Source organism: Campylobacter sp. CFSAN093238 (assembly GCF_012898015.1).
GTDB classification, from domain to species: domain Bacteria; phylum Campylobacterota; class Campylobacteria; order Campylobacterales; family Campylobacteraceae; genus Campylobacter_D; species Campylobacter_D jejuni.
In genome coordinates this window covers 1,526,324-1,539,594 of sequence record NZ_CP040611.1, presented here as the reverse complement: position 1 = coordinate 1,539,594, position 13,271 = coordinate 1,526,324, and the positions used below count along the sequence as shown (strand labels likewise).

Annotated in this window: 11 protein-coding genes, 1 tRNA gene and 1 pseudogene; 11 read left to right on the top strand and 2 right to left on the bottom strand. The window is 30.2% G+C overall.

Annotated elements, in window-relative coordinates:
• Nucleotides 1–72: 72 nt before the first annotated feature.
• Both FBF21_RS07855 and putP read left to right on the top strand, forming a co-directional pair.
• A pseudogene (locus FBF21_RS07855) lies at nt 73–3,561 on the top strand (proline dehydrogenase family protein).
• Between the two features lie 17 nt (nt 3,562–3,578).
• Nucleotides 3,579–5,048: a sodium/proline symporter PutP gene (putP, locus tag FBF21_RS07850; protein ID WP_002851539.1), complete on the top strand. Its 1,470-nt coding sequence runs from the start codon at nt 3,579–3,581 to the stop codon at nt 5,046–5,048.
• A gap of 15 nt (nt 5,049–5,063) precedes the next feature.
• Here the strand turns inward: putP and yedF are convergent, their stop codons facing one another.
• Nucleotides 5,064–5,291, bottom strand: a complete 228-nt coding sequence (gene yedF, locus FBF21_RS07845) for a sulfurtransferase-like selenium metabolism protein YedF (RefSeq protein WP_002851188.1) — start codon at nt 5,289–5,291, stop codon at nt 5,064–5,066.
• 3 nt (nt 5,292–5,294) lie between these two features.
• Nucleotides 5,295–6,503: a selenium metabolism membrane protein YedE/FdhT gene (yedE, locus tag FBF21_RS07840; RefSeq protein ID WP_002851361.1), complete on the bottom strand. Its 1,209-nt coding sequence runs from the start codon at nt 6,501–6,503 to the stop codon at nt 5,295–5,297.
• A 139-nt stretch (nt 6,504–6,642) separates the two neighbouring features.
• Here yedE and FBF21_RS07835 point away from each other — a divergent pair.
• The 9 genes from FBF21_RS07835 (at nt 6,643) to bumR (ending at nt 13,263) form a co-directional block, all read left to right on the top strand.
• Nucleotides 6,643–6,740, top strand: a tRNA-Sec gene (locus FBF21_RS07835).
• A gap of 27 nt (nt 6,741–6,767) precedes the next feature.
• Complete coding sequence (locus tag FBF21_RS07830; protein ID WP_002855302.1) at nt 6,768–8,018, top strand: adenylosuccinate synthase; 1,251 nt, start codon at nt 6,768–6,770, stop codon at nt 8,016–8,018.
• Nucleotides 8,015–8,443, top strand: coding sequence for a flagellar export protein FliJ (locus FBF21_RS07825; RefSeq protein WP_002797496.1), 429 nt, complete (start codon nt 8,015–8,017; stop codon nt 8,441–8,443). The genes FBF21_RS07830 and FBF21_RS07825 overlap by 4 nt, the downstream gene beginning before the upstream one ends.
• Nucleotides 8,436–8,954: a MotE family protein gene (locus tag FBF21_RS07820; protein ID WP_002851265.1), complete on the top strand. Its 519-nt coding sequence runs from the start codon at nt 8,436–8,438 to the stop codon at nt 8,952–8,954. The genes FBF21_RS07825 and FBF21_RS07820 overlap by 8 nt, the downstream gene beginning before the upstream one ends.
• A 92-nt stretch (nt 8,955–9,046) precedes the next feature.
• A complete protein-coding gene (locus tag FBF21_RS07815) occupies nt 9,047–9,598 on the top strand; it encodes a DUF507 family protein (RefSeq protein ID WP_002851269.1) in 552 nt (183 codons plus the stop codon).
• Nucleotides 9,598–10,716, top strand: a complete 1,119-nt coding sequence (carA, locus tag FBF21_RS07810; RefSeq protein ID WP_002851156.1) for a glutamine-hydrolyzing carbamoyl-phosphate synthase small subunit — start codon at nt 9,598–9,600, stop codon at nt 10,714–10,716. The genes FBF21_RS07815 and carA overlap by 1 nt, the downstream gene beginning before the upstream one ends.
• A complete protein-coding gene (locus FBF21_RS07805) occupies nt 10,713–11,372 on the top strand; it encodes a sulfite exporter TauE/SafE family protein (RefSeq protein ID WP_002851528.1) in 660 nt (219 codons plus the stop codon). The genes carA and FBF21_RS07805 overlap by 4 nt, the downstream gene beginning before the upstream one ends.
• Nucleotides 11,369–12,580: a butyrate sensor histidiine kinase-like phosphatase BumS gene (gene bumS / locus FBF21_RS07800; RefSeq protein WP_002876036.1), complete on the top strand. Its 1,212-nt coding sequence runs from the start codon at nt 11,369–11,371 to the stop codon at nt 12,578–12,580. The genes FBF21_RS07805 and bumS overlap by 4 nt, the downstream gene beginning before the upstream one ends.
• A 2-nt stretch (nt 12,581–12,582) precedes the next feature.
• On the top strand, nt 12,583–13,263 hold the full coding sequence (bumR, locus tag FBF21_RS07795) for a butyrate response regulator transcription factor BumR (RefSeq protein WP_002864474.1): 681 nt from the start codon (nt 12,583–12,585) through the stop codon (nt 13,261–13,263).
• Nucleotides 13,264–13,271 lie beyond the last annotated feature (8 nt).

Sequence of the window (13,271 nt, the reverse complement as noted above, 5' to 3'; positions counted from 1 at the left end):
GATTTAAAATATTATTTTTTATCTTATTTATATATTATTTATTAAAATTTATTTTATCTTAGGAGATACGAAATGATACAAAAAGCTTTAGCCTTAGCTGAAGAATTACAAGGACAAATAGAAGCCAATATTTCAAATTCTGAAAAAGAATTTCATGCTAAAATGCAAAAACTTCTTAATAATCCCAAAAATAAAGTTATGCTTATAGAGCTTTTAGATCGTTCTTTTAGATGTAAAGATAAAAATGCAAGTTTTGAGCTTATAGAATATACTTTGAGTAAATATGGCATAGCGGATTTTTTTAGCACTTTTGAAAAATTCCTACTTTTTAGCTTTTTAAATTTTGGCAAATTTGCTCCTAATTTAAGTGTACCTTTTTTTGTCAAACATTTAAGAGAAGATACTAAAGCTATGGTTCTAGATGCAAATCCTAGTGTTTTAGAACCACATATTAAGAAAAGAAAAGAGCAAGATAAAATTACCTTAAATGTGAATTTAATCGGCGAAGAGGTTTTAGGTGAAGCTGAGAGTAAATATCGTATGCAAAAATACGAAGAAGCCTTAAAATCAAGCTATATCACTTATATTTCCATAAAAATTACTACTATTTTTTCACAAATTAATATTATAGATTTTAATTATTCTAAAGAAGAGGTCGTAAAAAGACTAGATTATCTTTATGCTTTAGCCTTAGAAGAAGAGAAAAAACAAGGTGTATCTAAATTTATCAATCTTGATATGGAAGAATTTAGGGATTTAGAGCTCACCGTTGCAGCTTTTATGGAAAGTGTGGCTAAATTTGATATTAAAGCAGGGATTGTTTTGCAAGCTTATATTCCTGATTCTTATAAGTATCTTAAAAAACTTTTTGCTTTTTCAAAAGAGAGGGTTTTAAAAGGTATGAAGCCTATTAAGATCCGTTTTGTTAAGGGTGCTAATATGGAAAGTGAAGAAACCATTGCGTCTCAAAGGGGTTGGGAGCTTCCTACTTTTTACAAAAAAATAGATACTGATAGTAATTATAATAAAATGCTTGATTTTATTCTTGAAGGAGATAATTATAAATACATCAACATAGGAATTGCAAGTCATAATATCTTTGAGATTGCTTATGCTTATACACGCATAAGTGAAGTGGGTGCTTTGGATTCTTTTACTTTTGAAATGCTTGAAGGTATGAGTTTGCAATGTTCTTATGAATTATCTAAAATGCATGATCTAATCCTTTATGCCCCAGTTTGCGATGAAGCACATTTTAACAATGCCATTGCTTATCTTGTAAGACGCCTTGATGAAAATACAAGTGAAGATAATTTTATGCGTTATTTTTTCAATCTTAAAGTAGGAGATAAGAACTGGAATATCCAAAAAGAACTTTTTTTAAAATCTTTAGAAGGCATAAAAACTCTTGATAATACTACACATCGTAAGCAAGATAGAAATAAAGAATCAAATATCATAAGTTCTTATGAAAGTAAAAAATTTAGCAATGAAAGCGATACGGATTTTATTTTAGTACAAAATAGAGCGTGGGCTAAAGAAATTAAAACTAAATATGAAAATTTAAAAGATTATGATGTTTATCCTGTTATAGGCGAACTTGATTTTAAAGCAGAAAATTTAAATGTTTTAGAAGTTAAAGATAAGATCAAAGATAGAGTTATAGGAAAGGCTTATTTAGCAGGAGAAAAAGAAATCAAACAAGCTTTAGAAGTAGCTAAAAATTCCAAATTTACACAAAAAAGTCATGATGAAATTTATCAAATTTTAGCCAAAAGTGCAAAACTGATGAGAGAAAGAAGAGGGGATTTGATAGGTTTGGCAGCTTTAGAAGTGGGCAAAACCTTTTTAGAGATCGATCCTGAAGTAAGCGAGGCTATTGATTTTATAGAGTTTTATCCGCACTCTTTAGAAGAGCTTAAAAAATAAAATCCAAAAGTTACATTCACACCTAAAGGTATAGGGGTTACCATAGCTCCTTGGAATTTTCCTATAGGAATTTCAGTAGGTACTATAGCTGCACCACTAGCCGCAGGTAATGTGGTGATTTACAAACCTTCTTCACTTTCAACTCTAACAGGTTATATGCTTTGTAAGTGTTTTTGGGATTCGGGTATTCCAAAAGATGCTTTGATTTTCTTACCTTCAAAAGGAAGTGATATTTCTAAATATTTACTTATTGATGAAGCGATTAAATTTTCAATTCTTACAGGAGGAGAGGATACTGCTTATGCTATGTTAAAAGCTAATCCAACCTTGCTTTTAAGTGCTGAAACTGGCGGAAAGAATGCGACTATAATTTCTAAATTTGCTGATCGTGATAGTGCGATTAAAAATATCATTCATTCTGCTTTTAGCAATAGCGGTCAAAAATGTTCAGCTACTTCTTTGCTAGTCTTAGAAGAAGAGGTTTATCATGATGAAGAATTTAAAAAGACTTTAGTGGATGCTGCGAGTTCTATGGCAGTGGGCAATCCTTTTGAATTTAAAAATAAATTAGGTACTTTAGCTGATAAGCCAAGTTCTAAAGTTCAAAAGGCCTTAGATGAATTACAACCTTATGAAGAATGGGCATTAAAACCTAAGTTTTTAGAGGATAATCCTTATTTGATGACTCCAGGCATAAAATATGGCACTAAAAAGGGTGATTTTACTCATATGAATGAACTTTTTGTACCGATTTTAAGTGTGATGAAGGCTAAAGACTTAAAAGAAGCTATTGATATAGTAAATTCCACAGGTTATGGTTTAACTGCAGGTTTTGAAAGCTTAGATGAAAGAGAATGGGAGTATTTTCACACTCACATAGAAGCAGGAAATATTTATATCAATAAACCAACCACAGGGGCTATAGTGCTGCGTCAACCTTTTGGTGGGATTAAAAAATCAGCTATAGGTTTGGGTAGAAAAGTGGGAATTTATAATTATATCACTCAATTTTTAGAGATTAAGCAAGAAGATTTTGATGATCATTTAATTGAAGATAAATTTTCAAAAAAATTAGCACAAATAGATTTAAAAGAAGCACAAGATTTTATAAACAATTTAATTAAAATGTCTCAATCTTATGCTTATCATTATAAAAACGAGTTTAGTGTTTCAAAAGATTATGTCAATATTCGTGGAGAAGATAATCTTTTTTCTTATACTAAAATAAAGAATATGGTTTTAAGACTTTGTGGAAATGAAAGCTTAAAAGATGTTTTAGGTGTGGTTTTAGGTGCAAATATTGCAAATATTGATCTAAGTATCAGTTATGATGAACAAGATGTTAGTATGATAGAACGAATTGTTCAAAGCATAGGAGCAAAAGTATTGTTTTTAAAAGAAAATAAAGAAAATTTTATCAAGAGTATTAAAGAATATGAAAGAGTGCGTTATTTAGCAAAGCCAGATGTAAATGATGAGATTTATAAAGAGGCTGCAAAGCTTGCTAAAATCATTATAAGAGAAAAGCCATTATTAAATGGTCGTTTTGAACTTTTAAATTATTTTAATGAAAAAGCTTTAAGTATATCTTTTCATCGTTATGGAAATTTAGGCATTAGAGCAATATCTTAATGATCAAGGAGAGATTGATGGAAGTGGTTCAAATTAATACCCCAATAGCAGTGATGTTTGTAGTGTATGCCTTATTAATGCTTTATATAGGTTTTTATTTTTATAAGCAAAATAAAAATTCAGAGGATTATTTTCTAGGTGGGCGTACTATGGGGCCTGTGATATCTGCACTTAGCGCAGGGGCTTCTGATATGAGTGGTTGGCTTTTAATGGGTTTACCAGGAGCTTTATATGTAAGTGGTTTTATAGATTCTTATATTGCAATTGGGCTTACTATAGGAGCTAGTTTAAATTGGATTTTTGTGGCAAAAAGACTTAGAATTTATACCAGTGTGATTGCAAATTCTTTGACTATTCCTGATTATTTTGAAACTCGTTTTGATGATGATAAACATATACTGCGCATTGTATGTGCGGTGGTAATTTTGATATTTTTTACCTTTTATGTTTCATCAGGGCTTGTAAGCGGAGCAAAACTTTTTGAAAGTACTTTTGGTATCAGATACGATTATGCTTTAACTACTGGAACGATTATTATTGTTGCTTATACTTTTTTAGGTGGATATAAGGCGGTTTGTTGGACGGATATGATACAAGGGCTTTTAATGATGATGGCTTTAATTATTGTACCTTTGGTTATGCTTTATCATTTAGGTGGTTTTGGTGAAGCGATGAATATAGTAAGAGAAATAAAGCCACAAGCTTTATCTATGGGCGAAGGAGTAGGAATTGTAAGCATTATATCTGCACTTGCTTGGGGTTTGGGTTATTTTGGTCAACCACATATTTTAGTGCGTTTTATGTCGATTCGTTCTACTAAAGATATTCCTATGGCCACTTTTATAGGTATTGCTTGGATGGCGGTTTGTCTTTTAAGTGCTTGTATGATAGGTATTTTAGGTATAGCTTATGTGCATAAATTTGAATTAAGTTTGCAAGATCCTGAAAAGATTTTCATCGTGATGTCGCAGCTTTTATTTAATCCTTGGATAGCAGGTATTTTACTCAGTGCTATTTTAGCGGCTATTATGAGTACGGCAAGTTCACAATTGCTGGTTTCAAGTTCTACTATAGCGGAAGATTTTTATAAAAAGATTTTTAGAGAAGATGCACCAAGTCATATTGTATTAAATTTAGGTAAATTAGGTGTTTTATTGGTAGCTGTAATAGCGTTTTTGATTTCTACTGATAAAAACTCAAGTGTTTTGAGTATAGTTTCTTATGCATGGGCTGGATTTGGAGCTTCTTTTGGTTCTGTAATGCTTTTTTCTTTATTTTGGAGTAGGATGACAAGAGTAGGAGCGATCTTAGGTATGATAACAGGAGCTGCTACTGTGGTGCTTTGGAAGAATTTTGCAAATTCAGGTCTTTATGAAATAGTTCCAGGGTTTTTAGTAGCTTCGGTGGTGATTATTATTGCAAGTTTGTTTACAAATGTAAGATCTGGAACTAAGGCAGCTTATGAAAAGATGTTAAAAGAGCTTTGAGAATAAAAGCCTTTTTTAAGGCTTTTGGATTAAAAATCTTAGTGTGGGTCCACTTTGATCGATTTCAAGCACTTTAAAACCACGGTTTTTTACATCTTGAGGTATGGAATTGATACTTTGTGGGCAATCGCAAAGCACTTCCAAAATTTCTCCACTTTTAAGCTTAGGTAAGACATCAAGTGTTGCTATAGCAGGATAAGGACAAGCTTCACCTTGTAAATTTAAACTATAAGTAATTTTCACTGTTTATCCTTTAAGTTGATTTTTAAAAAAGTGTTTTTTGTAAAATACTACAAAAACAAACATTAAGATGAATAAAATAAGGTTGATAAAAAATCCATTTAAATTGCCAAATTCAGTTAAAAGATTGATTTTTATACCTTCTTTAAAAGCTTTTGGTAAAAAGTCATAACTTAAAGCTAAAATCATAGTTCCTATTATATTTGCAATTCCTACTATTATAAAATGACTTTGTCCTTCAAAGGCACGATAAGTCCAACCACACTCGCAACCTCCGGCAAAAACTATACCAAAACCAAACAAAAATGCTCCCACAGCTACAGCAGGAGAAAGTTCTATGAGTTTGCTAGTATGACCTTGCAAGATAAAAGCAAAAGCGATTAAAGAGGCGATAATCATACCGATTAATGCGCCTTTTATAGCATTATCTCTACCAAATAAAAATAAATCTCTAAAGCAAGAAGTAAAACAAATTTGCCCTCTAGAAATAACAAAGCCAAAAACAAAACCAAAAATCAGTGCTAAAGCTAGAAGACTTTGTTTGTTTTGTGTGCTGATATTGCCATTTGTAAAAACAAGATAAAACACCCAAACTAAAAAGGCTATGAAAAGCAATATGCCTAAGTTAAAATATAATTTTGTACGCAAACTTTGCTTGTTTAACGGCAAGTTTTCTTTATTTACACGTTCTAATTTAGCTTTAGGTTTAAAAAAGGAAGTGTTGCAAATTTTCACTCCTAGATAAATTCCTAAAACCATAAAAACAGTAAAAAGCCAAGTGTGTAAAGAAAAATAAGGTAAACCTGTAAAAAAATTAGCTAAATTGCATCCAAATGCAAGTCTTGCTCCATATCCTGAAAGAATTCCACCTACTATTGCTTGAAAAATTCTTATATTGCTAGCAGGTAGACGAAATTTGACTTTGTTAGCTAAAAGTGCGGCTACTAAACAACCTATAAACATACCTATGAGCATAATACCATCAGTTCTTGTTAAAGGGGTTCCATTTAAATTTTGCTTTTGGTAATAAGAATATCCATCTAAATTCATACCTAAAAGCTCTAAAAACTCGCCACCCCAACGTGTCATTTCTCCAGTAACAGCCCAAACGCCACCAAAAATCCCAAAATACACTGCACTTAAAATTCCAAGTGCAATCATAGAACGGGAATTGTCCCAAAAATTGATTAAATATTTTTGTTTAAAAGAATTCAAAGAAAGATCCTAAAAATGTAATCATCAAAACTTGATGCTAAAAAAGAGTGAGATTATAGCTTAAATTTAATATGAAGTCAAAAAGAATATTGATAAATTTATTTTGTTTTTCATTAAAAATCGCTATAATTATCACTTTGGAAGATTAGCGTATCTGGTGATCGCCACTGACTTCAAATCAGATGAAAGGATAGTTGACTATTCTTTGGGGAGTTCGATTCTCTCATCTTCTCGCCAATATTAAGTAAAATCAAGGAAATTTTTATGAGCAAAGCAGATATTATTGTCGGCATTCAATGGGGCGATGAAGGAAAAGGTAAGGTAGTTGATAAATTATGTGAAAATTATGATTTTGTTTGCAGAAGTGCAGGTGGACACAATGCAGGACATACGATTTGGGTAAATGGTGTAAGATATGCGCTTCATCTTATGCCAAGTGGAGTTTTGCATCCAAGATGTATTAATATTATCGGAAATGGAGTTGTGGTTTCTCCTGAAGTATTGATTGCTGAAATGGCTCAATTTGAAAATTTAAAAGGTAGATTATATATCAGCGATAGAGCTCATTTAAATTTAAAACATCATTCTTTAATAGACATTGCAAAAGAAAAGCTCAAAGGCAAAAATGCCATAGGAACAACAGGTAAGGGTATAGGACCTTCTTATGCAGATAAGATTAATCGTACAGGACATAGAGTTGGAGAGCTTTTAGAACCACAAAGACTTTGCGAGGCTTTGATAAAAGATTTTGAAGCTAATAAAACTTTTTTTGAAATGCTTGAAATTGAAATTCCAAGTGCTGAAGAATTGCTTGCTGATTTAAAACGTTTTAATGAAATTTTAACTCCTTATATTACAGATACTACAAGAATGCTTTGGAAGGCTTTAGATGAAGATAAAAGAGTACTTTTAGAAGGAGCTCAGGGCTCTATGCTTGATATTGATCATGGAACTTATCCTTATGTTACAAGTTCAAGTACTATTTCAGCAGGCGCTTTAACAGGACTTGGGTTAAATCCTAAAGAAGCGGGAAATATTATAGGTATTGTAAAAGCTTATGCAACGCGTGTGGGAAATGGAGCTTTTCCTACTGAGGATAAGGGCGAAGATGGAGAAAAAATTGCGCAAATTGGAAAAGAGATTGGCGTAAGCACGGGACGCAAAAGACGCTGTGGATGGTTTGATGCGGTTGCTGTAAGATATACAGCAAGGCTTAATGGTCTTGATGCTTTATCTTTGATGAAGCTTGATGTTTTAGATGGTTTTGAAAAGATAAAAATTTGTCGTGCTTATGAATATAAGGGTATGGAAATCGACTATATACCAAGTGATTTAGAAAATGTTCAACCTATTTATGAAGAAATGGATGGTTGGGATAAAGTTTTTGGTATAAAAGATTATGATTTATTGCCAGAAAATGCTAAAAAATATATAGCAAGACTTGAAGAGCTTGCAGGGGTTAAGGTAAAGTATATTTCTACTAGCCCTGAAAGAGATGATACTATCATCTTATGAAAAGTAAATATAATTCTGTTGTAAAGGTAAGAAAACAACAACTTGATAAAGCAGAATCAAATCTTAATCAAGCCAAACAAAGACAGCTTGAACATGAAAAAGCTTATGAACTTTCACGCCAAGAGTGTGAAAGTTTAGGCGTATTGCCAAAATCAGGATCTATAGCAGAGTTAAGATCGAATTTAAGTATGGCACAAGTAGGACGCGAGGCTTTGGCAAGAGCTAAGGAGAAAGTAGAACTTTCTAAAAAAGAAATGAATCATTATCAGTTTTTATATCAAAAAGCACATTTAGATTATGAAAAAATGAAGGTTTTAGAAGCCGAGGAAATTAAACAAAAGCAAAAAGAACTTGCCAAGGCTGAAGAAAAATTTTTAGATGAAATTGCAATCAGTCGTTTTTTCAAAGGAGAAAAAGATGATTAAAAAATTTATATTGTTAGTTTTTATTTCAAGTGTAGTTTTTGGAGCTGAACAAGATTGTGAGCAGTATTTTGAAGCTAGAAAAGCTCAAATTGAATTGCAAACTAGAGAATTTGATGAAGCAAGACAATCTTTAGAAGCTTATAAAGCCTCTTTTGAAGCTTTGCAAAAAGAAAGGCTTGAAAATTTAGAAAAAAAAGAGGCTGAGGTTAATGCAACTTTGGCAAAAATTGAAGAATTAAAGCTTGAAAACGCAAGGCTTGTAGAAGAACAACAAAAGATTTTAAATTCAATCAATGATAAAACACAAGGTAGGGTTAAAGAAATTTATTCCCAAATGAAAGATGCAGCCATTGCAGATGTTTTAAGTCAAATGGATGCAGAGGATGCAAGCAAAATAATGCTTTCTTTGGAATCGCGTAAAATTTCAGGTGTTTTATCTAAAATGGATCCAAAAAAAGCTAGCGAGCTTACTTTGCTTTTGAAAAATTTAGATAATAATGCTAGTAATTAGGTGATTAAAATAATGAAAATTTTTCATTTTTAACATTCTTTTACCAAAAATAAGCTATTATTTCAAACATTATCAAATAAAAGGTTTTTAAGATGCGTATAAAATTACCACATATTCCTTATATCGCAAATAAAATGATGTTAGATATAGCTAATTCTTCTTTTGTAGAAATTAAAGATCAATTAGAAAAGCTTAAGGTATGTATAATAGAAGTTTTAGAGAAAGATATTCTAAATGAAAGAAAATTAGATGAAAGAGTAAAAGAGCTTTTAGAGCAACAAGAAGATGAAATGGAGCTTATGCAAGTAGATCGTAAAAATATGTTTTGGCTTGTGAAGAAAAAGTTAGCTCCTGAATTTAATGTGATTTTAGATTCTGAAGATAGACATAATCATCTAGCGCATCAAATTTTAGAAGAACTTGTAGAGAATGATTATATTAATTTTATAGTGAGTGAAAATAGAGTTAAAAATTTAATCTTTTCAAGCATAGAGTCTTATCTTAAAATTTATGAAAAACTTGAAGATGAGGTTTATGAGAAAATTAGCAATTATAAAACAAAACCTATTCCAGGTAGCGAAGAATACGATCTTATCTTTGAAAAACTCTATCAAGAAGAGCTCAGAAAAAAAGGTATGTTTTAATGAAGGCTTATATTTATTTAGAAAATGATATTTTTTTAAGTGCTAAGGCTTTTGGAAAGAGCGGTACTTTTTTTGGAGAGCTTGTATTTAACACTTCTTTAACAGGGTATCAAGAAATTATTTCAGATCCTTCTTATGCAGGGCAATTTATCGTATTTTCCATGCCAGAAATTGGTATAGTGGGAACCAATGAAAATGATAATGAAAGCAAGGAAATTTTTGCAAGTGGTGTTTTAATGCGTGAATTAAGTTCCAGTTTTTCAAATTTTCGCGCTAAAGAAAGTCTGCAAGATTATCTTGAAAAACATGGAAAAATAGGAATTTATGAACTTGATACGAGATATCTAGTAAAAATGATAAGAAATAATGGCAATTTAAGAGCTGTAATTTCAACTGAAATTTCAAATAAAGAAGATTTAAAAATCGCCTTAGAAAAATCAGCAAAAATTGATGAAGTAAATTTTGTAAAAGAAGTTAGCACTAAGAAAAATTATTCTCATAAACAAGGCGTTTGGAACGCTAGTTTTCAAAAATTTAATGATGCTAAAAGAAGTGAGAAAAAAGTTGCTGTTATAGATTATGGTGTTAAAACAAATATCTTAAATGAACTTGTAGAAGTAGGTTTTGAAGTAGAAGTTTATCCATATAATGTTAAAGCAGATGAGTTGATTACTCTGTATAAAAAAGGTGAAATTCAAGGCGTGTTTCTTTCTAATGGTCCAGGTGAGCCAAGGATTTTAAAACAAGAGATTGCAGAGATTAAAAAACTTGCAGAAGCTAAAATTCCTATGCTTGGAATTTGCTTAGGTCACCAGCTTTTAAGTAATGCTTTTGGATATGAAACTTATAAAATGAAATTTGGACAACATGGAGCAAATCATCCTGTGATCAATCTTGATACAAAAACGGTAGAAATTACCGCACAAAATCATAATTATAATGTTCCAGAAGAATTAGCTCAAGTGGCTCATATCACTCATAGAAATTTATTTGGCGATAATGTTGAAGGAGTAAGATATAAAGACTATCCTATTATTTCAGTGCAACATCATCCAGAAAGTTCTTCAGGTCCTCATGAAAGTAAGTATATTTTTAAAGAATTTATGAATTTGATGTGAGTATAGATTTTTTAGCTATTATCAGCGTTGCTTTTTTATCTAGTTTTGGACACTGCTATTCTATGTGTGGTGGTTTTAATTTACTTTTTATAAATTTGAATTCAAAAAGCAATAATTTATTTTTATTAACTTTTATTTATAATTTGTTTAGAATTTTTGCTTATATTGTTTTAGGGATAATTTTTGGGACTTTTGGGAATATCTTGGCAATCAATGCTAAGGTTCAAAGTTTGTCATTTTTTATTCTTGGTATATTTATGATGATTTTGGGTTTTGCTCTTATTTTTAGAGGCAATATGTTATCTTTTATTGAAAATAATGTTTTTTTTGATAGTTTTGTAAAGAAAATTATTAAAAAATCTAAAAATTTTAAAGGATTAAAATCAGCCATATTTTTAGGATTTTCAAATGGTTTTGTTCCTTGTGGATTGGTGTATTTTTTTATAGCCAATGCAATGAGTAAGCAAAATATTTTTGAAGGTATTTTGGTAATGATGATTTTTGGAATATCAACTTTACCTGCGATGTTATTTTTTTCTAAAATTTCACAGTTTTTTAGTGATTTTTTGAAAAATTTATTTAATTATTTATCGTATGGCGTTATTGTTTGTTACGGTATAAATCTTGCCTATATAGGTTTTAAGGCTTTTCAATGAAAGATTTTTTTAAAGATCAGTTTTTTAAAGCTCTTGAAAAAAATACAATTTTTTCAAGAGCTGATGTTCAAGGAAATTTAATTTTTGTCAGTGATAAACTTTGTCAAATAAGTGGATATAGTAAAAAAGAGCTTATAGGAAAAAAACATTCAATATTTAAACATCCAGATGTTGAGGAATGTTATATTGAAGAACTTTTAAAAAAACTTTCATATAAAAAACCTTATCAAGTTATTTTTAAAAATATTGATAAATTAGGCAAAACTTTCTATCTTGAAACTTTATTAATCCCCATATTGGATAAAAATAATGAATTAATAGAAATAGTAGCATTCTCTCATAATGTTAGTAATTCTTTTAAGCTTAATGAAGAGCTTGCTCTAAATCACGCTAAATTAAGAGAATTAAGTATTAATCTTGAAAATACAGCTAAAAATCACCAACAAGAATTTATACAGTTAGGTAAAAAATTTGAGAAAAAAATGCAAATTGCCTTGGAAAAAAATGAAAAAGATATTAAAATAGCATATGAAGAGATTTTGAAATCTTCATTAGAACAAATGATTAGCGATATAGCACATCAATGGAGACAACCGTTAAATGAGCTCGGTATTGCCATGTTTCAAATGAAGCAAAATCTTAAAGATGAAAAAGGATTTGCTGAAATTTACTCACAATCAAAAGATATGATTAAAAATATGTCAGAAACAATTGATGTGTTTAGAACTTTGTTTAACAAAGGAGTAGAGCAGTGTGTATTTATAAAAGAGACTTTAAATAAAGCCTTGGAAATTGCTTTTGAAACTATAGAAAAAAATCATGTAAATATTAATATTGTTTCGAAAAGTGATTATGAAGTTTTGGCATATGAGAATGGTTTAATAAGAGTTTTTCTTAATTTGATTTTAAATTCAATAGAAGCATTTAAAAACAAAAAAAGGAAAATCATAACAATAAATTTTTCAAAATTTGGAAAAAATTATCTGAAAATTACAATAAAAGATAATGCTGGTGGGATTGATAAAGAAAATTTAGATAAAATTTTTCAACCTTATTTTACAACAAAACATCCTAGTCAAGGTATAGGAGTAGGACTTTATATAAGTAGACAAATTATCGAAAGTTTCCAAGGAAAAATAAAAGTTAAAAATGGAAAAGACGGGGCTTGTTTTGAGATATTTTTAAAACTAAAAGAGAGGGTAGAGTAGAAATGTCACAAGAATGTAAAGAATTGATAATATTAGTAGTTGAAGATGAGGTTAAGGCTAGAGAATCAATGATTAATATATTAAGCGAACGCTTTAGTAAAGTAATCGGAGCTCAAAATGGAGATGAGGGGCTTAAAAAATTTAAAAAATTTAAGCCAGATTTAGTTATCACAGATATTGCTATGCCTATTATGGATGGACTGGATATGGCAAGAGAGATTAAAGAAATTTCAGATGATGTCCCAATTGTTGTTCTTAGTGCGTATTCAGAGAAAGAGAGACTTTTGCGTTCTATTGATATTGGTATAGATAAATATTTGATTAAACCTGTTGATATAGAAGAGTTGTTTAAAGTTTTAGATTATCTGATAGGTGAAAAAATTGAAGCAAATATGCTTGTAAAAATTTCCGAAGAATATCAATTTAACAAAACTAAACGAACTTTAATTTACAGTGGTGGAGAAATTGTTTTAACTAAAAAAGAATTGGCTTTTATTTCTTTGCTTTTAAAGCAACCTGGAGCTTTGGTTTTGCATGAAGATATTAAGAAAAATGTTTGGATAGGTGAACATGTGAGCGATACTGCTGTTAGAACTTTTATAAAAAGAGTAAGAGATAAAGTGGGTGAAGATTTTATAAAAAATGTGCCAAGTTTAGGTTATAAGATAAATATCAATAAATAAGACTGATT

Coding starts and splice junctions, on each gene's coding strand:
- FBF21_RS07815 (WP_002851269.1), top strand. CDS start 9,047: ATGCGTATAAAATTACCACATATTCCTTATATCGCAAATAAAATGATG.
- FBF21_RS07820 (WP_002851265.1), top strand. CDS start 8,436: ATGATTAAAAAATTTATATTGTTAGTTTTTATTTCAAGTGTAGTTTTT.
- carA (WP_002851156.1), top strand. CDS start 9,598: ATGAAGGCTTATATTTATTTAGAAAATGATATTTTTTTAAGTGCTAAG.
- FBF21_RS07825 (WP_002797496.1), top strand. CDS start 8,015: ATGAAAAGTAAATATAATTCTGTTGTAAAGGTAAGAAAACAACAACTT.
- bumS (WP_002876036.1), top strand. CDS start 11,369: ATGAAAGATTTTTTTAAAGATCAGTTTTTTAAAGCTCTTGAAAAAAAT.
- FBF21_RS07830 (WP_002855302.1), top strand. CDS start 6,768: ATGAGCAAAGCAGATATTATTGTCGGCATTCAATGGGGCGATGAAGGA.
- bumR (WP_002864474.1), top strand. CDS start 12,583: ATGTCACAAGAATGTAAAGAATTGATAATATTAGTAGTTGAAGATGAG.
- putP (WP_002851539.1), top strand. CDS start 3,579: ATGGAAGTGGTTCAAATTAATACCCCAATAGCAGTGATGTTTGTAGTG.